This is a genomic window from Pseudomonas sp. UMAB-40 (assembly GCF_900095275.1).
Taxonomy (GTDB): domain Bacteria; phylum Pseudomonadota; class Gammaproteobacteria; order Pseudomonadales; family Pseudomonadaceae; genus Aquipseudomonas; species Aquipseudomonas mandelii_B.
In genome coordinates this window covers 41,024-64,003 of sequence record NZ_LT607565.1, presented here as the reverse complement: position 1 = coordinate 64,003, position 22,980 = coordinate 41,024, and the positions used below count along the sequence as shown (strand labels likewise).

The 22,980-nt window shown below is 60.4% G+C and carries 16 protein-coding genes and 1 pseudogene; 9 read left to right on the top strand and 8 right to left on the bottom strand.

What is annotated here, in order from left to right; all coding sequences use genetic code 11:
- Positions 1-20 precede the first annotated feature (20 nt).
- A complete protein-coding gene (gene dacB, locus K0F88_RS20875; protein WP_219096384.1) occupies positions 21-1,481 on the top strand; it encodes a D-alanyl-D-alanine carboxypeptidase/D-alanyl-D-alanine-endopeptidase in 1,461 nt (486 codons plus the stop codon).
- Positions 1,482-1,662: 181 nt separating this feature from the next.
- Here dacB and K0F88_RS20870 read toward each other — a convergent pair whose 3' ends face one another.
- Positions 1,663-4,065, bottom strand: a complete 2,403-nt coding sequence (locus K0F88_RS20870) for a diguanylate cyclase (protein WP_094471466.1) — start codon at positions 4,063-4,065, stop codon at positions 1,663-1,665.
- 141 nt (positions 4,066-4,206) lie between these two features.
- Entirely contained in the window at positions 4,207-6,477 is a 2,271-nt protein-coding gene (gene rlmKL / locus K0F88_RS20865; RefSeq protein WP_219096383.1) for a bifunctional 23S rRNA (guanine(2069)-N(7))-methyltransferase RlmK/23S rRNA (guanine(2445)-N(2))-methyltransferase RlmL, read from the bottom strand.
- Between the two features lie 529 nt (positions 6,478-7,006).
- Between rlmKL and rmf the strand changes: the two genes are divergently transcribed.
- On the top strand, positions 7,007-7,222 hold the full coding sequence (gene rmf / locus K0F88_RS20860; protein ID WP_003223300.1) for a ribosome modulation factor: 216 nt from the start codon (positions 7,007-7,009) through the stop codon (positions 7,220-7,222).
- A 214-nt stretch (positions 7,223-7,436) separates the two neighbouring features.
- Here the strand turns inward: rmf and K0F88_RS20855 are convergent, their stop codons facing one another.
- Positions 7,437-8,456, bottom strand: a complete 1,020-nt coding sequence (locus tag K0F88_RS20855; protein ID WP_219096382.1) for a quinone-dependent dihydroorotate dehydrogenase — start codon at positions 8,454-8,456, stop codon at positions 7,437-7,439.
- A 233-nt stretch (positions 8,457-8,689) separates the two neighbouring features.
- Here K0F88_RS20855 and K0F88_RS20850 point away from each other — a divergent pair, with 233 nt between their 5' ends.
- The 7 genes and pseudogenes from K0F88_RS20850 to cobA all read left to right on the top strand — a co-directional run bounded on the left by K0F88_RS20850 (position 8,690) and on the right by cobA (position 18,935).
- Positions 8,690-9,901, top strand: a complete 1,212-nt coding sequence (locus K0F88_RS20850) for a CmpA/NrtA family ABC transporter substrate-binding protein (RefSeq protein WP_219096381.1) — start codon at positions 8,690-8,692, stop codon at positions 9,899-9,901.
- Positions 9,902-9,916: 15 nt separating this feature from the next.
- Complete coding sequence (locus K0F88_RS20845) at positions 9,917-10,492, top strand: ANTAR domain-containing response regulator (protein ID WP_008146285.1); 576 nt, start codon at positions 9,917-9,919, stop codon at positions 10,490-10,492.
- Positions 10,493-10,848: 356 nt separating this feature from the next.
- Positions 10,849-12,060 carry a NarK/NasA family nitrate transporter gene (locus K0F88_RS20840; RefSeq protein WP_219096380.1) on the top strand — a complete coding sequence of 404 codons (1,212 nt, stop codon included), beginning with the start codon at positions 10,849-10,851 and terminating at the stop codon, positions 12,058-12,060.
- A gap of 7 nt (positions 12,061-12,067) precedes the next feature.
- Positions 12,068-13,741 (top strand): bifunctional protein-serine/threonine kinase/phosphatase, encoded by a 1,674-nt coding sequence (locus K0F88_RS20835; RefSeq protein WP_219096379.1) that lies wholly within the window; start codon positions 12,068-12,070, stop codon positions 13,739-13,741.
- Positions 13,742-14,165: 424 nt separating this feature from the next.
- Positions 14,166-15,422: pseudogene (locus tag K0F88_RS20830) on the top strand (NAD(P)/FAD-dependent oxidoreductase); the annotation flags it as partial.
- Between the two features lie 2 nt (positions 15,423-15,424).
- On the top strand, positions 15,425-18,139 hold the full coding sequence (locus K0F88_RS20825) for a nitrate reductase (RefSeq protein ID WP_219096378.1): 2,715 nt from the start codon (positions 15,425-15,427) through the stop codon (positions 18,137-18,139).
- A gap of 10 nt (positions 18,140-18,149) precedes the next feature.
- Positions 18,150-18,935 carry a uroporphyrinogen-III C-methyltransferase gene (gene cobA / locus K0F88_RS20820; RefSeq protein WP_094471456.1) on the top strand — a complete coding sequence of 262 codons (786 nt, stop codon included), beginning with the start codon at positions 18,150-18,152 and terminating at the stop codon, positions 18,933-18,935.
- 75 nt (positions 18,936-19,010) lie between these two features.
- Here the strand turns inward: cobA and K0F88_RS20815 are convergent, their stop codons facing one another.
- The 5 genes from K0F88_RS20815 to K0F88_RS20795 all read right to left on the bottom strand — a co-directional run bounded on the left by K0F88_RS20815 (position 19,011) and on the right by K0F88_RS20795 (position 22,965).
- Positions 19,011-20,045, bottom strand: a complete 1,035-nt coding sequence (locus K0F88_RS20815) for an OmpA family protein (protein ID WP_219096377.1) — start codon at positions 20,043-20,045, stop codon at positions 19,011-19,013.
- Between the two features lie 107 nt (positions 20,046-20,152).
- Positions 20,153-20,743, bottom strand: a complete 591-nt coding sequence (sigX, locus tag K0F88_RS20810) for an RNA polymerase sigma factor SigX (RefSeq protein WP_131062998.1) — start codon at positions 20,741-20,743, stop codon at positions 20,153-20,155.
- Positions 20,744-20,830: 87 nt separating this feature from the next.
- Positions 20,831-21,655: a mechanosensitive ion channel domain-containing protein gene (locus K0F88_RS20805; protein ID WP_008027407.1), complete on the bottom strand. Its 825-nt coding sequence runs from the start codon at positions 21,653-21,655 to the stop codon at positions 20,831-20,833.
- Positions 21,656-21,657: 2 nt separating this feature from the next.
- The gene (locus K0F88_RS20800; protein ID WP_007944521.1) at positions 21,658-21,906 is read right to left on the bottom strand and encodes a hypothetical protein; all 249 of its coding nucleotides are present in this window, start codon (positions 21,904-21,906) and stop codon (positions 21,658-21,660) included.
- Positions 21,907-21,969: 63 nt separating this feature from the next.
- A complete protein-coding gene (locus tag K0F88_RS20795) occupies positions 21,970-22,965 on the bottom strand; it encodes a zinc transporter ZntB (RefSeq protein WP_083376059.1) in 996 nt (331 codons plus the stop codon).
- Positions 22,966-22,980: the final 15 nt, after the last annotated feature.

Here is a 22,980-nt window from a genome sequence, read left to right as displayed (position 1 = left end):
AATGCAGGGTTCTATTTCACATGATCAAATCTTTGCGTCCCTTGTTGCTGGCCGGTTTCCTTCTTCCTCTGGCCTTCTCCGTTTCCGCCGCCTCCATCAACACCGGTCTGTCCCCCAACGTCGAAAAAGCCCTCAAGGCCAGCAAGCTTCCGGACAACGCCCTGTCGCTGGTGATGATTCCGTTGAACGGCCCGGGCACGCCGACCATTTACAACGCTGACGTTTCGGTCAACCCGGCCTCGACCATGAAGCTGGTAACCACCTACGCCGCGCTGGAAATGCTCGGCCCGAACCATCAGTGGAAAACCGAGTTCTACACCGACGGCACCCTCAGCGGCGGCATCCTCAACGGCAACCTCTACCTCAAGGGTGGCGGCGATCCAAAACTGAACATGGAAAAACTCTGGCTGCTGATGCGTGACCTGCGCGCCAACGGCGTGACGCAAATCACCGGTGATCTGGTGTTGGACCGTGGCTTCTTCGTGCAACCGCAACTGCCGGAGTTCAACGACGACGGCAATGACGACAACAAGCCGTTCCTGGTCAAGCCCGATTCGCTGATGGTCAACCTCAAGGCCTTGCGCTTCGTGGCACGCAACGACAACGGCCGGGTCCTGGTGTCGGTGGAGCCACCGATTGCCAGCATCAATATTGAAAACCAGGTCAAAGCGGTCAATTCCAAGCAATGCACCGGTGGCGTGCGTTACAACCCGGTGACCCAGGCCGATGGCAGCGTGACCGTGACGGTCGGCGGTCAGTTGGGCGAAGGCTGCAGCTCGCAGACTTATCTGTCGCTGCTTGACCACGCAACCTACACCGCCGGTGCCGTGCGGGCGATCTGGAAGGAGCTGGGCGGCAGCATCCAGGGTAAGGATCGTCTGGCGCCAACGCCGAGCAACGCCAAAGTACTGGCCCGGGCCTACTCGCCGGATCTGGCGGAAATCATTCGCGACATCAACAAATACAGCAACAACACCATGGCTCAGCAGTTGTTCCTGAGCCTGGGCCAGAAATTCCGCACCGACGCCGACGGTGACGACGCCAAGGCTGCCCAGCGTGTGGTGCGTCAGTGGCTGGCGAAGAAAGGCATCACCGCGCCGCACCTGGTGATGGAGAACGGCTCCGGCCTGTCTCGCGCCGAACGCGTGAGCGCCCGTGAAATGGCGGCGATGCTGCAAGCCGCGTGGCGCAGCCCCTACTCCGCCGAGTTCATCAGCTCGATGCCGATTGCCGGCACCGACGGCACCATGCGCAAACGCCTGAAAACCACGGCAATGCGCGGCGAGGCCCACGTCAAGACCGGCACCCTGAACACCGTGCGCGCGATCTCCGGCTACAGCCGTGACGTCAACGGCAACACCTGGGCGGTGGTGGCGATCCTCAACGACAAGGCCCCGTTTGGCGCATCGTCGGTGCTGGATCAGGTGCTGCTGGACCTGTATCGCCAGCCGAAAGTGCCGGAAACGGCTTCGGTGCTCTGACCCCGATCTTCCAAACACTGAAGATCATTGTGGGAGCGAGCTTGCTCGCGATAGCGGTATGACAGTCGACATAAACGTTGAATGTCAGGCCTCATCGCGAGCAAGCTCGCTGCCACAGGGTTTTGCATGCGGTTGTAGAGACACCTCAGATCAAAATGTGAGAGCGGGCTTGTTGGTGGCCTTAGCTGGTCTGCGGCTCGACCCGATCCCGTCCCGCCTGCTTCGCCGCATAAACCCCGGAATCCGCCCGCAGCAACAGCGCATCCGCGCCTTCACCAACTCGCCAGCTGGCAATCCCGAAACTCGCGGTCACGGTGCCCACGCCTTCGATCGGTGAACTGCGCAAGCCTTGCCACAGCTGCAAGGCCAGGACATGGGCATGTTCTGCGTCGATGTCCGGGCACAGCACCATGAACTCCTCGCCACCCAGGCGGCAGAACACGTCGGTACGTCGCAGACGATGACCGATGCGTTCGCACACAACCTGCAACACCCGGTCGCCCACGGCATGGCCATGCTGGTCATTGATGCGCTTGAAGTGGTCGATGTCGAGCATGATCACCGATAACTCGCCACCACCGCGCTCTACCCGGGCCATTTCGGTGGTCAGGCGTTCTTGAAAGTAGCGACGGTTGTGAATTCCGGTCAGAGAGTCGGTAATCGACAGCGCCCGCAACTCTTCTTCCACCCGCTTCAGGTCGGAAATGTCCGAGATGTAGCCATGCCAGAGCACGCCGCCGCCCGGCAGTTCCTCCGGCGTCGCCTCGCCGCGCACCCAGCGCAGGCCGCGCTGAGGCAGTTGCACCCGGTATTCCTCGCGCCACGGACTGAGGGTCTCCGCCGAGGCGCGGATCGAGGCGCGAACGCGGGTCGTGTCCTGGGGATGAATCCGCGTGAAAATCGCCTCCGCGTTGAGCAGCAGCACATCCGGCTCGAGTTCGTAGATCTCGCGAATCCCGTCGCTGGCGTAGATCACGCTGAAGCGACCGTCGAATTCCATCTTGAATTGATAAATGCCACCGGGCACATGGGCGCTGAGTTTTTTCAGCAACAAGTCGCGGGCGGCCAGGGCTTCGTGGACACGCTTGCGTTCGGTGATGTCGATGCAGACTGCCAGATGCCCAACCCACAGGCCCTGCTCGTCAAGGACCGGGGTCGCGAGCATGTTCACGGTCAAATGGCTGCCATCCTGACGGACCAGCGTCCACTCCCGCGCTTCGTGACCGCCCTCCTCTGCGCCTTCGACCAACATCGCCTGACAGGTCGGAATCGGCTTGCCATACCGCACACTCAATTCTGCCGAGCGTGCGACCAGCTCTCGGGGAAGGTGCAGGTTTTCCAGGGTCATGCGTCCCACCACTTCAGCGCTGGAGTATCCCAGCATCTGCTCGGCCCCAGCGTTGAAGGTGCTGATCACGCCACGCAGGTCCGTGGCGATGATCGCCACTTGGGTCGCGGCATTCAGCACGCCGCGCAACTGGCCGTGAGTGCCGCGCAATTCCTGCTCGCGGGCGTGCAGTTCCTGGGTGCGCTGCTCGACCATTTTCAGTGCGCGCTGGCGTTGGCTGACCAACACGTAGAGCAACGCACTGAGCAGCACACTGAGCAAACCACCGAGCACCACCAGGCTGGTCACCGAGGAATGGTTGGCTTTCAGAAAGGCTTCGCTGGGCAGGATATCGACTTGATAGTCGTGGTCGGCCATACGCAACAGGCGTGTCGCGGACAATTCACTGGGCGCAGGCGAGTTATAGGACTCGTAAAGCACTTCATGCTGATCGTCGGTGGACAGGTCAAGGATGCGCACCGAAAGATAGTCATAACTGGCCTCCGGCAACCCGTCCGCCAGCAACTGACGCATGCTGATCACGGCCATGACATAACCGTAGGGTTTGGCGCTCGGCGTCGCCGCATCACTCTGACGCTTCACCGGCGCTACCAGCAGCACGCCACGCGCATATGCCGGCTCGATACCCACCAGATGCATCGGCTGCGAGACGGCCATGCTGCCCAGCTTGTCGGCCCGATCAAGGGTGGCGCGGCGCAAGGGCTGGGCAAACAAGTCGTACCCCAGCGGCGAGCCGAGTCGGCTTCGGGTCTGGCTGTAGAGCACCGCCACGTATTCATCCCGTTCGGCGGCCAATTGCAGCTGGCCCTCGGCATTGAGCTCACGCAGGGTGAAGTCGCTCAAACCTTCTTCTTCGCGCACCTTGCGCTCGAATTCCGCCCGCTCGGCACGGGTGACCCGCGCCGCGAATGAATACGCCTGCGTGCGGTGCAGCAACGGTTGGGTGTAGCCGTCGAACTCCTCGCGGGAGACCGACTCGGAATTGGCGAAGAACCGGCGCAGGCCGTCGAGGCGCTGCTCCTGATCTTCGAAACGTTCTTCGATGCGGCTATAACGTTCGCTGGCGAGCAGCTGGAAACGTTGCCGTAATTGATGGTGATACAGATTCAGCGTCGACCAGGTCAGCAATCCAGTGAGAATCCCACCGACGAGCAATACCAGCAGCGCGACCAGCCAGGCCGAGACATCTTCACTGATAAAACCCAGGATCTTGGGACGCACGGCGTGCAACGACATAAACGCAACTCAAAACGCCAGGTGCGGGAAAGCCCATTGGCCATGAGTTGAGTTATAGCTATTAGCCACTAATTTGACCAGCACAGAAAGAACCAAAGAGCCTTTAAAAATCAAGGCTCTGTGGATCCAATCACTTATCTGTCAACGGGCTGTGATTTTCCAGGCACGGTGGATCTTGCCATTACGGGCGAAATCCGGATCGATGGTCTGGGCAGTGATTTCTTCAACGGCATAACGCGCGGCGAGGTTTTCCTCGAGCGTAAACTTGCGGAAGTTGTTGGAGAAGTACAACACGCCGCCCGGCGCCAGACGCGCCATGGCCAGGTCGATCAATTGCACCTGGTCACGCTGTACGTCGAAGATCCCTTCCATGCGCTTGGAGTTGGAGAACGTCGGCGGGTCGATGAAGATCAGGTCGTACTCGTCACGGCAGGCATCGAGCCACGCCATCACGTCACCCTGCTCCAGACGGTTCTTGTCGGAGAAACCGTTCAGCGACAGGTTGCGACGCGCCCAGTCCAGGTAGGTTTTCGACAGGTCGACGCTGGTGGTGCTGCGTGCACCGCCCTTGGCCGCGTGAACGCTGGCGGTCGCGGTGTAGCAATACAGGTTGAGGAAGCGCTTGCCGGCCGCCTCTTTCTGGATGCGCATACGCATTGGGCGGTGGTCGAGGAACAGCCCGGTGTCGAGGTAGTCGGTGAGGTTGACCAGCAGCTTCACGCCGCCTTCGTTGACCTCGACAAACTTGCCCTGCGCCGCTTGGCGTTCGTACTGCTTGGTGCCGCTCTGACGCTCGCGGCGCTTGACCACCACGCGGCTCTTGTCGATGTTCAAGGCCTGCGGAATCGCCGCCAGGGCATCGAACATGCGTGCCGAAGCTTTTTCCGGGTCGATGGACTTCGGCGCGGCGTATTCCTGGACATGGACCCAATCCTGATACAGGTCGATGGCCATGGAATATTCCGGCATGTCGGCATCGTAGACGCGGTAGCAATCAATGCCCTCGCGCTTGACCCACTTGCCCAACGCCTTGAGGTTCTTTTGCAGGCGGTTGGCGAACATCTGCCCGCCTTCGCTCAAGCGCGGCTGCTCGATCACCACCGGGGCCGGTTTGATCGGGTTGCCGTTCTTGTTGTACTTCTCGTACTTGCCGGGTGCTACGTCGTTGTCGGCGACTTCGACTTCTGCCTGCTCACGTTCCACCTGACGCTGTTCCGGGGTGCGACGCTCGCCGGTGACGAACTGGTCCGGCGTGACTTTGATCAGCAGCAATTTGCACGGCAAGGCGCCGTTCCAGAACGAATACTGTTTGTGGCTGCGGATGCCCATGCGCTTGCCCAGGTCCGGCGCGCCGGTGAACACCGCCGCTTCCCAGTTCAGGCAGGCCTGACGCAGACGCTCGCCAAGGTTCTGGTAGAGGTAGAGCAGGCTCGCCTCGTCACCCAGACGCTCGCCGTAGGGCGGGTTGCAGATCACCAGACCTTTCTGGTTCTGGTCCGGACGCGGCTCGAACGTGCCGACTTCGCCCTGGTAGATCTTGATCCACTCACTCAGGCCTGCACGTTCGACGTTGTTGCGGCCTGGTTGAATCAGGCGCGGATCGGCTTCGTAACCGCGAATCCACAGCGGTGGCTTGGCCAGACCAGCGGCGGCGCGTTCGGTGGCCTCTTCGTGGAGCTTTTTCCACAGCGCCGGCACGTGGCCGAGCCAGGCGGTGAAGCCCCACTGCTCGCGACGCAGGTTCGGCGCCATGTCGGCGGCGATCATCGCCGCTTCGACGAGGAACGTGCCGACACCGCACATCGGGTCAGCCAGTGCGCCGCCATCGGCCGCAATGCGTGGCCAGCCGGAACGGATCAGGATCGCTGCCGCGAGGTTTTCCTTCAGCGGCGCCGCGCCCTGCTGCAAGCGATAACCGCGCTGGTGCAGGCTGTGGCCGGAGAGGTCGAGGGACAAAATGGCTTCGCCACGGTCCAGGCGCAGGTGAATGCGCAGGTCCGGGTTGAGCTTGTCGATGGACGGACGATCGCCCTGCGGAGTGCGCAGTTTGTCGACGATGGCGTCTTTGACTTTCAAGGCGCCGAAGTGAGTGTTGTCGATGCCCGAGCCGTGGCCGCTGAACTCGACGGCCAGGGTGCCGTCGTTGAGCATGTGGTCTTGCCACTCGATGTCGAGTACGCCGTGGTACAGGTCTTCGGCGTCCTTCATCGGGAAACGCTTGAGCACCAGCAGCACCCGGTTCGCCAGACGCGACCACAGGCACAGGCGATAAGCGGTTTCCATGGTGGCCATGCCGCGCACGGCAGAGGTGTGCTCACGTGCTTCTTCAAGGCCAAGCCCGACGGCTTCCTCGATCAGCAGGCCTTCAAGGCCTTTGGGGCAAGTGAGAAAGATTTCGAATTGATCGGACATTGGAATTTCAGAGCCTTTAGCTAAGTGAACCGGCAACGCATTGCCGGCCCGGTTTTCAATCAGGCGCTTTTCTAAAAGAGCGCCCGCGTGGCACGAAGGTGTGCCGTCCCACCTGTGCTGCTCAGGTTAGAAGAGCTTAGATGCACAGGCAGATAAAAAAGTTGATGCAACAAAATGTCATAAGTCGACCCTTCGTCGAATAGTCCTCTTGCTTAACAGGAGCGATTCTCACAAAGGATTAACCCCATCATTCTGTGGGGGGCCGATCATACAGGGCTTTGGCCAATAAACACGGGACAAACATCGTGTTACTTATGGCCTTAGCATCTTTATGGTTACGTTCTTATGACAAAACGATCATTCCCTCGATGTGACGCATTGGTTAGAACTCAACACAGGTTGACGCCGCAACGACGTCAACACCTTGGCTCGCGACGCCGGCAGCGAGCCCCAACGGCAGGAGTTTTTCTGCCAGACCTCAATTGAGGTCGACGCGATAAATACAGTCAACAAGTGAGGGCAACACCCTATGAGAAGACTTAAGCGTGATCCGTTGGAAAGAGCATTTTTGCGCGGATATCAATATGGCGTTGGTGGCAAATCCCGTGAGCTTTGCCCATTTACTCTACCGTCGGTACGCCAAGCCTGGATTAACGGCTGGCGAGAAGGACGCGGCGACAACTGGGACGGTATGACCGGCACTGCGGGAATCCACAGACTCAACGAACTTCACGCCGTCGGCTAACACAGGGCACACACTCCGACACGACAATCTGATTACGTAACGACTTAACACGCACGCCCCATCCGGGCGGCGGGCTCCGGCCCAGGGGCTCCTTCGAGGAGCCCTTTTTTATGCCTGCTTTTCGCCGAAATACAATTCCCTGTGTAGAAGCCGGCTTGCTGGCGATGGCGTCCTAAAGATCGCTATCGCCAGCAAGCCGGCTCCTACACAGGGTTCAGCGCAGGGCCGCGATGGCGTCGACACACTCGCGAATCAGCGCCGGGCCTTTGTAGATGAAGCCGGAGTAGATCTGCACAAGGCTCGCCCCTGCGGCGATTTTCTCAGCCGCGTGCTTGCCTTCGGTGATGCCGCCTACGGCGATGATCGGCAAGCGACCGGCCAGTTCGGCTGCCAGCACCTTCACGGTGTGGGTGCTCTTGTCGCGAACCGGTGCGCCGGACAGACCGCCCGCCTCGTCACCATGCTCCATGCCTTCGACGCCTACGCGACTCAGGGTGGTGTTGGTGGCGATCACCGCGTCCATCCCGGTTTCGATCAACGCTTGCGCGACCTGCGCGGTTTCTTCATCGGTCATGTCCGGCGCGATCTTGATCGCCAGCGGTACATGTTTGCCGTGGCGCAACGCCAGTTCTGCGCGACGGGTCGCCAGATCAGCCAGCAATTGCTTGAGCGAATCGCCGAATTGCAGGCTGCGCAAGCCCGGGGTGTTCGGTGAGCTGACGTTGACCGTCACATAGCTGGCGTGGGCGTAGACCTTGTCCAGGCAGATCAGGTAATCGTCGACCGCACGCTCAACCGGCGTATCGAAGTTCTTGCCGATGTTGATGCCCAGCACGCCCTTGTACTTGGCCGCCGCCACGCGCGCCAGCAGGTGATCGACGCCGAGGTTGTTGAACCCCATGCGGTTGATGATTGCCTCGGCTTCCGGCAGGCGGAAAATCCGTGGCTTGGGGTTGCCCGGCTGCGGACGCGGGGTGATGGTGCCGATTTCGACAAAACCGAAACCCAGCTGGGCAAACCCGTCGATGGCCGCACCGTTCTTGTCCAGACCGGCCGCCAAACCTACCGGGTTCGGAAACTCCAGGCCCATGACGTTCACCGGCATTTTCGCCGGCGCCTTGCACAGCAAACCGTTGAGGCCCAAACGCCCGCCCGCGCCGATCAGGTCCAGGGACAGATCGTGGGAGGTTTCCGGGGAAAGTTTGAACAACAGCTGACGGGCCAGGGTGTACATGGGCGGTTTTGACTCGAATGGCGGCGAAATGAGGCGGCGATTATAGCCGGGCATCGGTGTCGCAAGCGAGGCGCGCGACAAAATCAACGGGCGATGGCATATGCCTTGCACCGTCACTGACATCAGCACTCATGCCAACGGCGGGATGAGTCGAAAGACAAAGGCGTCGTCACCTGGCCTTGCCCCTGGCAAGCAGCCCGGTACGACGCTTTTTTTTTGGAAGGTGTTTAACCATGAATGAAACCACAGCGGGCCCACTGGCCTGGGTCAATGGCAGCGATGCCCCGGAAAAGACTGAAATCAACCTCGGTTTCATGGCCCTGAGTGATTGCGCCTCGGTGGTGGTCACGGCCACGCAGGGTTTCGCGCAGCCTTACGGCCTGACCCTGAACCTCAAGCGCCAGTCGTCCTGGGCCAACTTGCGGGACAAACTGGTCAGCGGCGAACTCGACGCCGCGCACAGCCTGTACGGCCTGATCTACGCCGTGCACCTGGGCATCGGCGGCGTGGCGCCGACCGACATGGCGGTGCTCATGGGCCTGAACCAGAACGGCCAGAGCATCAACCTTTCTCATGGTTTGCAGGCCTTGGGGGTGACCAGTCCTGAAGCACTGGACCGGCACGTGCACCAAAGTCGCCCAAAACTGACCTTCGCCCAGACATTTCCGACAGGCACCCACGCCATGTGGCTGTATTACTGGCTCGCAAGTCAGGGCATTCATCCGTTGCAGGACGTCGACAGCGTGGTGGTGCCGCCGCCGCAAATGGTCGCGCACCTGCAAGCCGGGCGCATTGATGGTTTCTGCGTCGGCGAGCCGTGGTCCGCCAGCGCGGTGAAGCAGAACCTGGGGTTCACCCTGGCAACGACCCAGACCATCTGGCCCGATCACCCGGAAAAAGTCCTCGGCTGCACCCGCGCCTTTGTCGAGCAGTACCCGAACACCGCCCGGGCGCTGGTGATGGCGATCCTCGAAGCCAGCCGCTTCATCGAAGACAGCAGCGAAAACCGCCGCAGCACCGCGAAGCTATTGAGCGCGCCCGAATACCTTGACGCACCGCTCGATTGCATCGAACCGCGCTTGCTCGGCGACTACGCCGATGGCCTCGGCAATCGCTGGCAGGACCCGCACGCGCTGCGCTTCCATGCGGGCGGTGAGGTCAACGTGCCGTACTTGTCCGATGGCATGTGGTTCATGACACAGTTCCGCCGCTGGGGCTTGTTGCGCGACGACCCGGATTACCTCGGCGTGGCCCGTGAGGTCCAGCAACTGGACGTGTACCGTGAGGCCGCCGGCGCAGTCGGTGTTGCCGCCGAGGGTGAGGACATGCGCAGCAGTCAATTGATCGACGGCAAAATCTGGGACGGCTCCGACCCGACCGGCTATGCCCGCAGTTTCAAGCTGCACGCCATGAGCGAAAGCTCGCCCCTTCTCGCCAGCCGCTGACAGGAGACTGCGAATATGTTGCGTATCCTGCTGATCAACGACACTGCGAAGAAAGTCGGTCGCCTGAAAGCGGCCCTGACCGAAGCCGGGTTCGAGGTGATCGACGAATCAGGTCTGACCATCGACCTGCCCGCGCGCGTCGAAACGGTGCGTCCGGACGTGATTTTGATCGATACCGAGTCACCCAGCCGCGATGTGATGGAGCAAGTGGTACTCGTGAGTCGCGACCAACCGCGGCCGATTGTGATGTTTACCGATGAACATGACCCCGATGTGATGCGCCAGGCGATCAAGTCCGGGGTCAGTGCCTACATCGTCGAAGGCATTCACGCACAACGCTTGCAGCCGATTCTCGACGTCGCCATGGCACGCTTCGAAAGCGACCAGGCCCTGCGCGCCCAGCTCAACGCCCGCGACCAGCAACTGGCCGAGCGCAAGCGCATCGAACTGGCCAAGGGGCTGCTGATGAAGATGAAGGACTGCAACGAGGAAGAGGCCTACACCCTCATGCGCCGCCAGGCCATGAGCCGGCAGCAGAAACTGATTCAGGTGGCGGAGCAGATTATTGCCATGAGTGAATTGCTTGGCTGAAGCCTTGCGGAGCCTATGAAGACGCCTTCGCGGGCAAGCCTCGCTCCTACAGGTCTTGTGTCGCCCACACCCTCTGAACTCACCAAAAAACCCGTAGGAGCGAGGCTTGCCCGCGAATGGCCACGACGCGGTTTCACCTGTTGGCACAGATCTCGCTAAGCAATCACTACAGGTAACCAACGGCGGTTGCCCCACCTACGACAAAGACGTCGCTCACCTCATTTGCCCATGGCGAATCGGGTGGCGGCGTTTTTTCGTTTTGGCCCCAGAGATCGGGGCCGGTGGTGCGGCCGAGGCGGCGCCCCACCTGCAAGCTCCTGACTCCTTCTCGAGACTCCCTACAGCTGAGGTGCGCGATGAATTCAAGCTTCTGGAAATCTGGCCATACCCCGACATTGTTCGCGGCCTTCCTCTATTTTGACCTGAGTTTCATGGTCTGGTACCTGCTCGGCCCCTTGGCGGTGCAGATCGCCGCCGACCTGCACCTGACCACCCAACAGCGCGGGCTGGTGGTGGCCACGCCGATTCTGGCCGGCGCCGTGCTGCGCTTTGTCATGGGCCTGCTGGCGGATCGCCTGTCGCCAAAAACCGCCGGACTGATCGGCCAGGTGATCGTCATCTGTGCGCTGTTCGGTGCCTGGAAACTCGGCATTCACAGTTATGAACAAGCCTTGGTGCTGGGACTGTTCCTCGGCATGGCCGGTGCGTCATTCGCCGTCGCGCTGCCGCTGGCCTCGCAATGGTATCCACCGCAGCATCAAGGCAAGGCCATGGGCATCGCCGGTGCTGGCAACTCGGGCACCGTGCTTGCCGCATTGATCGCCCCGGTGCTCGCGGCAGCCTTCGGCTGGAGCAACGTATTCGGCTTCGCCCTGATCCCGCTGATCCTGACCCTCATCGTGTTTGCCTGGCTGGCCAAAAACGCCCCTGAGCGGCCGAAAGCCAAGTCCATGTCCGACTACTTCAAGGCCTTGGGCGACCGCGACAGTTGGTGGTTCATGTTTTTCTACAGCGTGACCTTCGGTGGCTTCATCGGCCTGGCCAGCGCCCTGCCCGGCTACTTCAACGACCAATACGGCCTGAGCCCGGTGACTGCCGGCTACTACACCGCGGCCTGCGTGTTCGGCGGCAGCCTGATGCGTCCACTGGGCGGCGCCTTGGCCGACCGTTTCGGCGGGATTCGCACGTTGCTGGGGATGTACACGGTTGCAGCGATCTGCATCGCCGCGGTGGGTTTCAACCTGCCGAGTTCCTACGCGGCACTGGCACTTTTCGTCTGCACCATGCTCGGTTTGGGTGCGGGTAACGGCGCAGTGTTCCAATTGGTCCCGCAGCGTTTTCGTCGCGAGATTGGTGTGATGACCGGTTTGATCGGCATGGCCGGCGGTATTGGTGGATTTGCACTGGCAGCGGGCATGGGCGCGATCAAACAAAGCACCGGCAGCTATCAACTGGCTCTGTGGTTGTTCGCCAGCCTCGGCGTGCTTGCCTGGTTCGGCCTGCACGGCGTGAAGCGTCGCTGGAGAACCACCTGGGGTTCGGCCGCAGTGACCGCTGCCCGGGTCTGAGACCGCAATGAGCCTGCAACTGAGTTTTGCCGAAGCGAGCGCCATTGGCCCTCGCGAGGAAAATCAGGACGCCCTGCGCCTGGTCACTCCGGCCCCGGCGCTGGCGGCGAGCAAGGGTTACCTGTTCGCCATCGCCGACGGGGTCAGCCAGTGCGCCGATGGCGGTCTCGCCGCCCGTTCGACCTTGCAGGCCCTGGCGCTGGACTATTACGCCACCCCGGAAACCTGGGGTGTCGCGCAAGCGCTGGATCGCCTGCTGCTGGCGCAGAATCGCTGGTTGCAGGCCAATGGTGGTGGGCAACCGCTGCTGACCACGGTCAGTGCCTTGGTCATGCGCGGCAGGCGTTTTACCTTGGCTCATGTGGGCGATTGCCGGGTTTATCGCTGGCACGCCGACACCTTGCAACGGGTCAGCGAAGATCATGTCTGGGACCAACCGGGCATGCAGCATGTGCTCAAGCGTGCGCTGGGGCTCGATCAGCATTTGGTCCTGGACTTTCTCGACGGTGAACTTCGCCTCGATGAGAGCTTTGTGCTGCTCAGCGATGGCATCTGGGCGGTGCTGGGCGACACGGCCATTGCGGCGATTCTGCGCGACCAACCGGACCTGCACAGCGCTGCGCAAACCCTGGTCAGCGCAGCGCATCTGGCCGGCAGCCAGGACAATGCCAGCGCCCTGCTGGTGCGGGTCGATGCCCTCGGTGAAACGAGCATCGGCGATGCGCTGATTCATCTGCAGCAATGGCCGCTGCCACCCGCGCTGAAACCGGGCCAGACGTTCGAGGGTTGGCAGGTCGAAGGGATTCTCGGCCAGAGCCAGCAATCGTTGCTCTATCGGGTTCGCGACAGCCAGCAACAACCCTGGCTGCTGAAAACCTTGCCCGCTGCACTGCGCGACGATCACCTCGCCGGGCAGGCATTGCTGTCGGAGGAATGGTTTCTCAAGCGCGTGGCCGGACGGCATTTTCCTGAAGTCCATGCCGCCAGTCAGCGTCAGCATTTGTATTACGTGATGCGCGAATATTCCGGCTCCACTCTGGCGCATCTGCACGAACGGGTTGCCGCGCTGCCGCTGGCGCAATGGCAGGATCTGGCCGAACGTCTGCTCAAGGCCGTCGGCATGCTGCATCGCCGGCAGATTCTTCATCGCGACATCAAACCGGAGAATCTGTTGCTGGGCGACGACGGCGAGCTGCGCCTGCTGGATTTCGGCCTCGCCTACTGCCCCGGTCTTTCAGAAGATCAACCCACGACCTTGCCCGGCACGCCGAGCTACATCGCGCCGGAAGCCTTTGCCGGTGAGGCTCCGACACCGCAACAGGATTTGTACGCCGTCGGTGTGACCCTGTATTTCCTGCTGACCGGGCATTATCCCTACGGCGAAATCGAAGCCTTCCAGCGTCCACGGTTTGGCGTGCCTGTCAGCGCCAGCCGCTACCGCCCCGACCTGCCGGACTGGATCGCGCAAAGCCTGGAGCGCGCGGTGGCGGCGGATCCGGGTGAGCGCTTTGAAACGACGGAGGAATGGTTGCTGCTATTGGAACAGGGCGAGCGGCGCAGTTTGAGTGTGCGGCCCAGACCGCTGCTGGAGCGCGAGCCGTTAAAGGTCTGGCGGACGTTGGCGCTGGTGTCGTTGGTGGTGAACCTGGTGCTGCTGGTTTTGGTGTTTCACTCATCCTGACTCGAACCAGATCCACTGTGGCGAGGGAGCTTGCGCCCGTTCAACCGCGCAGCGGTCGCAGAATGTTTGGGTCTGCTTCGCAGCCCAGCGGAAGCAAGCTCCCTCGCCACAGGTTCGACATGCGCCAAGACCGGGCGGCCCGCCTCGAATCGGTGCAGAAAAACAGTGAATCTGATCCTGAAATCCTGCTCAGAACCCACTAAAGCCGAACCCTGAACGACTTGGCACAACCACTGCATTACCTCTCCCAACAGACATAAAGCCCAGCCTTCAACGATGAAGGGTGCGCTTCCCGAGAGAACGGGACCAGGACAAAGGCGTCCTCGCTAGGCAACTAGCGGGACGCCTTTTTTGTTTGCGCAAAATATGTCGAGCAAGACCTGACAGCCCTGATGAGGCGGGTCCGAGCTCCCCGGAGAACCTGATGAAAAAACTAAAACTGGTGATGATCGGCAACGGCATGGCCGGGGTTCGTACCCTGGAAGAACTGCTCAAGCTGAGCAACGAGCTGTACGACATCACGGTCTTCGGCGCCGAACCCCATACCAACTACAACCGCATCCTGCTGTCACCGGTACTGGCCGGTGAACAGACCTTCGACGAGATCGTACTGAACGATCTCGACTGGTACCTGGACAACCACATCAAATTGCTGCTCAACCGCAGAGTGGTGGAGATCGACCGGATCAAACGCAGGGTCATCGCCGACGACGGCACCGAAGCGGAATACGATCGCCTGCTGATCGCGACCGGCTCGACCCCGTTCATCCTGCCGATCCCCGGCAACACTTTGCAGGGTGTGATTGGCTATCGCGACATCGCCGACACCCAGGCCATGATCAACACTGCGAAAACCCACAAGCATGCCGTGGTGATCGGTGGCGGCCTGCTCGGCCTGGAAGCTGCCAACGGCCTGATGCTGCGCGGCATGCACGTCACCGTGGTGCACATCGGCGAGTGGCTGCTGGAGCGGCAGCTGGACAAAACCAGTGGTCAACTCCTGCAAACCGCCCTGGAAGCCCGCGGCCTGCATTTTCGTCTGAGCGAACAGACCCAGGCCCTGCACGATGCCGGCAACGGCCGGGTCGGCTCGGTTGAATTCAAGCATGGCGACATCATCCCCGCCGACCTGGTGGTCATGGCTGCCGGCATTCGCCCTAGCACTGAACTGGCGGAAAAATCCGGCATTCCCTGCCATCGCGGGATTCTGGTCAATGACACCCTGCAAACCTATGACCCACGGATCTATGCCATCGGCGAATGCGCCAGCCACCGAGGAACCGCCTACGGCCTGGTCGCGCCGCTGTTCGAGCAAGCCAAGGTTTGCGCCAACCACCTCGCGCAACTGGGCTTCGCCACCTATAAAGGCTCGGTGACCTCGACCAAATTGAAAGTCACGGGCATCGACCTGTTCTCCGCCGGCGACTTCATGGGCGGCGAAGGCACCGAAACCATCACCCTCTCCGACCCGATCGGTGGGGTCTACAAAAAACTGGTGATCAAGGATGACGTGCTGGTCGGTGCCTGTCTGTACGGCGATACGGCCGATGGCGGGTGGTATTTCCGACAGATTCGTGAAAATCACGACATCGACGAGATCCGCGATCACCTGATGTTCGGCGACGCTTCGTTCATGGAGCAGGCCATCGGCGACGCAGGACACTCAGGCAGGGAAGCAAGCTGATGAACCAGATTACCGCTTCCACCTGCTGCTACTGCGGGGTCGGCTGCGGCGTGCTGATCGAGCATGACGGCGAGCGCATTCTCGGCGTCAGCGGCGATCCGAGCCACCCGGCGAACTTCGGCAAATTGTGCAGCAAAGGCTCGACCTTGCACCTGACGGGCGACTTGACCGCGCGAGCGTTGTACCCCGAACTGCGCCTGGGCAAAGGCCTGGCCCGCAGCCGCACCGACTGGGACACCGCCCTCGATCACGCGGCCAATGTCTTTGCCCGAACCATCGCCGAACACGGCCCGGACAGCGTGGCGTTCTACATTTCCGGACAGTTGCTGACCGAGGACTATTACGCCTTCAACAAACTGGCGCGGGCGCTGGTGGGCACCAACAACATCGACAGCAATTCGCGGCTGTGCATGTCGTCCGCAGTGGTCGGCTACAAGCGCAGCCTCGGGGCCGATGCGCCGCCATGCAGCTACGAAGACCTGGAACTGAGCGACTGCGTGATGATCGTCGGCAGCAACATGGCCTACGCCCACCCGGTACTGTTTCGTCGCCTGGAAGAAGCCCGGTCCCGTCGCCCGCAGATGAAAGTCATCGTCATTGACCCCCGTCGTACCGACACCTGCGATTTGGCCGACCTGCACCTGGCGATTCTTCCCGGGACCGATGTCGCCTTGTTCCATGGGATTTTGCACCTGTTGCTGTGGGAAGACTGGGTCGACCGCGACTTCATCCAGGCTCATACCGAAGGTTTGGCCGAACTGAAAAATCTTGTACGCGATTACACGCCGTCAATGGTGTCGCAGCTGTGTGGGATCGAGGTCGAGCAATTACAGGAATGCGCCAAGTGGGTGGGCACCTCCACGAGTTTTCTGTCGCTGTGGTGCATGGGATTGAACCAGTCCACCGCCGGGAGCGCCAAAAACAGCGCGCTGATCAACCTGCACCTGGCCACCGGGCAAATCGGCCGGCCGGGTGCAGGACCTTTCTCCCTGACCGGTCAGCCAAATGCCATGGGCGGACGGGAAACCGGCAGCCTGTCGAACTTGCTGCCTGGCCATCGCGAAGCGGCCAATGCCTTGCATCGCGCGGAGGTCGCGGCCTATTGGGGCGTTGATCAACTGCCGGAAAATACCGGGCTCACCGCGATCGAGTTGTTCGAGCAGGTTCGCAGCGGAACAATCAAAGCCCTGTGGATCGCCTGCACCAACCCCGCGCAATCACTGCCAGACCAAACCGCCGTGCGCGCCGCCCTGGAGGCCTGCCCTTTTGTGGTGTTGCAGGAAGCCTTTCGCACCACCGAAACCGCCGCGTTCGCCGACCTGCTGTTGCCTGCCGCCAGTTGGGGCGAAAAGGACGGCACGGTGACCAACTCCGAACGGCGCATTTCCCACGTTCGCCGGGCCATCGTCGCACCGGGTGAAGCGCGTTCCGACTGGGCGATCACGGTGGATTTCGCACAACGCCTGGAAAAACAGCTGCGCCCCGGGCAAAACAGTTTGTTTGCCTTTGAAACGCCGGCGCAGGTCTTTGACGAATACAAACTCCTGACCTGCGGGCGTGATCTGGATTTGTCCGGCATCAGTCATGAGCTGATCGATCGCCTCGGACCACAACAATGGCCCTTCCCCACTGGCGCCAGCGAAGGCACTGCACGCCTTTATCTCGACGGTATTTTCCCGACCGCCAGCGGACGCGCTCAGTTTGTGGCCGATCCATATCGCGCGGCCAAGGAACAACGCGACGCACACTTCCCGCTGACGCTGATCACCGGCCGCTTGCGCGATCAATGGCACGGCATGAGCCGCACCGGCACCGCCGCGCAGCTGTTCGGTCATGTCAGCGAAGCCGTGTTGAGCCTGCACCCGGATGAATTGCGTCGGCATCGCTTGCAACCTGGCGATCTGATCAGTCTGAAAAGTCGTCGTGGCGCGGTGATCGTGCCGGTCGCCAGCGACGACAGCGTGCGGCCTGGCCAGGCCTTTCTGCCGATGCATTTTGGTGACCGTTTTCTCAAGGGTGGTGTGAACACCCTCACCCTGCCCGCCTTCGATCCACTGTCGAAACAACCGGAACTCAAACACAGCGGCGTGCGACTTGAGCCGGTGCAGTTACCGTGGCAGCTGTTCGCCCTGGTCGAAGGCAATGTTCAACAACATTTTGAGACGCTACGACCGCTCTGTGAGGCGTTTTCCTACGCCAGCCTCAGCCTTGTCGGCCGAGAACGTCCTGCGCTGCTGATACGCGCTGCCAGCGCCATCGCGCCTGATCCGCAACTGCTGCGTGACATCGACCAATGCCTGGCGCTCAACAACGGTCCGGTACTGGCCTACGACGACCCACGGCGCTCCATCGGCAAACGCGTGCGGATCGAGAACGGGCGGATCACCGCGATTCGCCTGGCCGGCGAAACACTCGCCCAACACTGGCTGCAAAACCTCTGGCTTGAGGGACGCGTCGACGAACAACTGCGGCGCTGGCTGCTGGCACCGCTGAGCGCGCAACCGGGTAACGCGGGTACAGCGGCCACTGGCACGAAAACCCTGTGCAACTGCAAGAACGTCAGTCAAAGCGCGGTCTGCGTCGGCATCAGCCGTGGCCTGGACTTGCAGGGCCTGAAACAAGAATTGGGCTGCGGCACGCAATGCGGCTCCTGCGTACCGGAAATCAAACGTCTGCTGGCTGCCACTGCGCAGCCGATCGCCGTCATCTCGTGAGGAAAATACGATGAGCGCAAAAGTCTGGCTGGTGGGCGCAGGTCCTGGCGACCCTGAATTACTGACCCTCAAGGCTGTTCGGGCGTTGAGAGAAGCGGATGTGGTGTTGATCGACGATCTGGTCAATGACGCGGTGCTGGAGCATTGCCCCGGCGCGCGGATCATTGCCGTGGGCAAACGCGGCGGCTGTCGCTCCACGCCTCAAGCCTTCATTCATCGACTGATGCTGCGTTATGCGCGCCATGGCAAATGCGTGGTGCGGCTGAAGGGCGGCGATCCGTGCATCTTTGGTCGCGGTGGGGAGGAGGCGCAGTGGCTGCGCGAGCGCGGCGTTGAAGTCGAATTGGTCAACGGCATCACTGCCGGGCTGGCGGGTGCTACGCAATGCGATATTCCGTTGACCCTCAGAGGCGTTGCCCGCGGCGTGACGCTGGTCACCGCCCATACGCAGGATGGCAGCAGCCTGAACTGGCAAGCCCTTGCCCAAAGCGGTACGACGCTGGTGATCTACATGGGTGTGGCGAAACTGAGTGAGATCCGCGAGCAGCTGCTGGCCGGGGGGATGGCTGCGGATACGCCGGTGGCGATGATTGAAAACGCGTCCCTGCCGCACCAACGGGAATGTCGGAGCGATTTGACGACCATGGAACAGGATGCCTCAGCGTTTGAATTAAAAAGCCCGGCCATCCTGGTAATAGGCGCTGTTGCAGCCCGCTCTGCGTTTTACTGTGGGAACGAGCCTGCTCGCGAGGAGGCCTTGTCCGTCGACATCAATGTTGGATGTCGACGCGTCTGACGGTTTGCCCCTCACCAAATCGCAGACAAAGAAAAGCCCGGCCTAAGCCGGGCTTTTCTCAGAGCTGCGGGCTAATTACTTAGCTTGAGCTTCAACCTGCGCTTCTACGCGACGGTTTACAGCGCGGCCAGCTTCAGTTTTGTTGTCAGCAACTGGGCGGGATTCGCCGTAGCCAACAGACTGAACGCGGGACGATTCAACACCGTACTGGTTGGTCAGAACTTGCTTAACGGCGTTTGCACGACGCTCGGACAGTTTCTGGTTGTAAGCGTCAGGACCGACGGAGTCAGTGTGACCTTCAACAGTGGTGCTGGTGGATGGGTACTGCTTCATGAAGTCAGCGAGGTTCTTGATGTCGCCGTAGCTGTTAGGCTTGACTACCGACTTGTCGAAGTCGAACTTCACGTCCAGCTCAACACGAACAACTTCAGCAACTGCTGGGCAGCCATCAGCGTCAACAGTTACGTTGGCTGGGGTGTCCGGGCACTTGTCAACGTTGTCGCAAACGCCATCGTTGTCGCTGTCGGAGCAGACTTCAGCTGGTGCTGGAACTGGAGCAGCAGCAGGCTTGGAGCCGCCACCGAAGTTCACACCGATACCGACGCTTGGAGCCCACTCGGTGTCGCCCTGGTCGATGTTGTATTGAGCTTCAACGCCAGCACGGGCGTAGAAGTTCTCGGTGAAGTACAGCTTAGCACCGCCACCAACGTTGGCGAAGGTGGAACGGTTACGACCACTCGAACCGTTCTGACCGATGCTCTGATCGGAGAAACCAGCCGATACGTACGGACGCAGCATGTCACCTGGGTTGTTGAAGTGGTACAGAGCGTCCAGAGCGGTGTTAGCGCCCTTGATGTTACGACCGTCGTCGGAACGCACGTTGTGCACTTCGTCGTAGCCCAGACGCAGTTCAACGTCGTCGGTCAGGAAGTAACCAACGGAACCGCCGAACAGGTTGCCGTTGTTCTTGAAGTTACGAGCGCTGTCGAATTGCTCTTTCTTTGCGAAGCCTTCGATTTCAACTGCGCCTTGGCCTTGTGCCAGAGCGCCGAACGAAGTGGCGGCAATCAAAGAACCAATGGCCAAGCCCAAGGTGTTTTTCAGTTTCATCCGTTAAATCCCCATCTGGTGATTGTGAAGCAGTCCCGCAAACCGGGGGACAACTCGGCGGCAAGTCTATCAGAACTTGCCTACACGTAAGAGATATTTGCGCCGAACTAAGTTTCAGCAATGCCTGCAAATTTCTCACGCAATTTATCTAGAGCGCGTTTGTACCGCATTTTTGTTGCACTCAAACCCATGTGCATGATGTCTGCGATCTCCTGAAATTCCAGCTCTGCGACAAATCGTAGCACCAGAATTTCACGGTCAATCGGGTTCACATACACCAGCCAGCGATCGAGTCCGCCCTTGTCCTCGGGTTTCGGCATCTTTTCTTCAGACGCTTCCTCGAGGGGGTCCAGACTCAAAGCATCCATCAAGCGACGCTTTCGCCGTTCCTTCCGATACTGTGTGATGCATTCGTTGTACGTGATGCTGTAGAGCCAGGTCTTGAACTTCGATTTCCCCTCAAAGTTCTTCAGGCCATACAACACCTTCAACATCACTTCCTGACAGACATCGTCTGCGTCGCGATCGTTCCCCAGATATCGTGCACAGACGTTAAATAATGTTCGTTGGTAACGCCGCATCAGTTCTTCATAGGCGCGTGTTACGTGAAACAGCTCGGTATGCGAGCGCGCGACCAACTCCTCATCAGAGAGCTCGCGGGGGTCGTAGCGCGTGGAGAGCGATTGAGCTTTATTCAAAACAAGTCGGGCCGACAGTCAGGTCAATGTCCGCCGCGGCCCTTACAGGGCCATTTGCGGCGGCATACATTAGCAGGGTTTGCCGGGTTAGCGGCTACTCACATGCTGCTCCAGGAGGATCCGATTGGAGAGAGAGACTAGCTCACCCTCATCGGTCAGCAATGTGGTTTTAACCGTGCCGATCTCTTCGATCTGACCTTCGACCTCGCCAACACGCACTTGTTGCCCAACCTGATACAACTCACGCACATAGATTCCCGCAAGAATCTGACCGGCGATTTCCCGGCTTCCCAACCCCATGGCCAGCGCAACCGCCAGACCAACGGTAATCAATACGATCACAATCACGTGGTTGAGCAGGTCAGTCTTGACCTCCAACTGGCTGATCGCGACCGAAATACTGATGATAATAACCAGCCCCTGGGCAATTCGCCCCAGGCCCGCAGCGTAATCCAGACCTACGCCCTCTGCGGCACCACGCACCAGCCCATTGGCCAGTTGCGCCAGCAAAACACCCACCAGCAACACCAGCGCGGCGCCAAATACTTTTGGCAAATACAGCGCAAGCATGTCAAGCGTAGCCGAAACTCGCTCAAGTCCAAGGGATTCTGCGGCAGAAACCAGAAAAATCAGCAGAACGAACCAATAGACAATCTTGCCAATCAGGGTCGAGATCGGCACTTGCAGGCCGGCCCGGGACAGCAACTTGGTCAGACCGGTGCCGCCCATCAGGCGATCAAGGCCCAGCTTGGCGAGCAACTTGGACAGCAAAGTATCCAAAAGTTTCGCAACGACAAAACCCAACAGCAGCACGACCAGTGCGCCGAACAGGTTCGGGATGAAATTGGCCACTTTGGTCCACAACGCAGTCATTGCAGTGACGAGGCTCTGAGTCCAGAGATCAAGTTCCATATTCAATCAGCCTTATCAGCGGTGCGAACGGTAGGTTTACGGTGACGGGATACCGGCGAGACATGGGCCGAGCCGTTATTGAGAGCAATCATCAGCGCGGGCAACCAGCGGCCCAGCAGGCTGAACAGATCGCCGGCGCCGACCTGGCGGTTGGCGGTTTTCAGGACACGCCCAAGGCACGCATCGTCGTCACGGGTGGACGGCGAAGCGTTCAGCATGTCGCGCAAAGACTGTTCAAACGGATCGTGCATACGCACCTCTCGTGATGTCTGTGAAAGACGCGGTCAAATTTGCCCGGGTCACATGGCTCATCGTCACACCCAGCGCAAACGTCGAAATAACCACCACTGCCCGAGCGCCACCGAGACCATCATCAGGCAGGCAATCAGGAAGCCATACGGGCTTGCCGAGAACGGAATGCCGCCGACATTGATGCCCAGGAGGCCGGTGAGGAAACTCATCGGCAGGAAGATCCCGGTGATGATCCCGAAGCGGTACATCGTGCGGTTCATGCGCACGCTCAAACGTCGGTCTTCGGCCTCGAGGACCAGCCCCACCCGCTCCCGGGTCAATTCCAGCTCCTCGAGATATCGGGTCAGGCTGTTGTTCAATTCGTTCCAGTAATCGCCATCGTCTTCGACGAACCAGGGCAGTTTTATCCGCGTCAGCTGTCCGAAAATTTCCCGCTGCGGAGCAAGGAAACGTTTCAGTGCTGCAGCCCGGCGACGGATCTGCAAAATGGCGCCGTGCTCGGGGGTATACCGTTCGTCGGCATCCAGCTTTTCTTCTTCCTCATCGACCACTTCCGAGAGGCAACTGACCAGATCCTGCACCTTATGGGTGAGGTACTGAGCCATATAAAGGATGAGTTCGGAGGCGGTTTTCGGCCCTTTGCCTTCGGCCAGCGTCACCAGCAACTCATCGGTGGCGCGCAATGGACGCAGACGAAGGGAAATCACACGCTGGGCGGAGGCAAAGATGCGCACCGAGACCATGTCTTCCGGTTCTGCGCCCGGGTTGAGGTTGACCCCACGCAGAAACAGCAGCAGTTCGGAGTCCGGCAGCGGCAGAAGGCGCGGACGGGTGTTCTCTTCAAGCAGCAAGTCACAGCTGAATTCACTCAGACCGCTTGATTTGCGCAGCCAGGTCTGGGTTTGCGGGTGACTGCGATCCCAGTGCAGCCACAGGCTTTCATGGGCCTGTAGCTGCAAGTCATCGAGTTCAGTCCGGGCTATCGAACGCGCACCGCCTTTACCATCCAGCACCAGGGCATGCACCAGGCCCCACTGCGCGTTTTCTTCCTCGAACATCCTCACCCCTTTGTT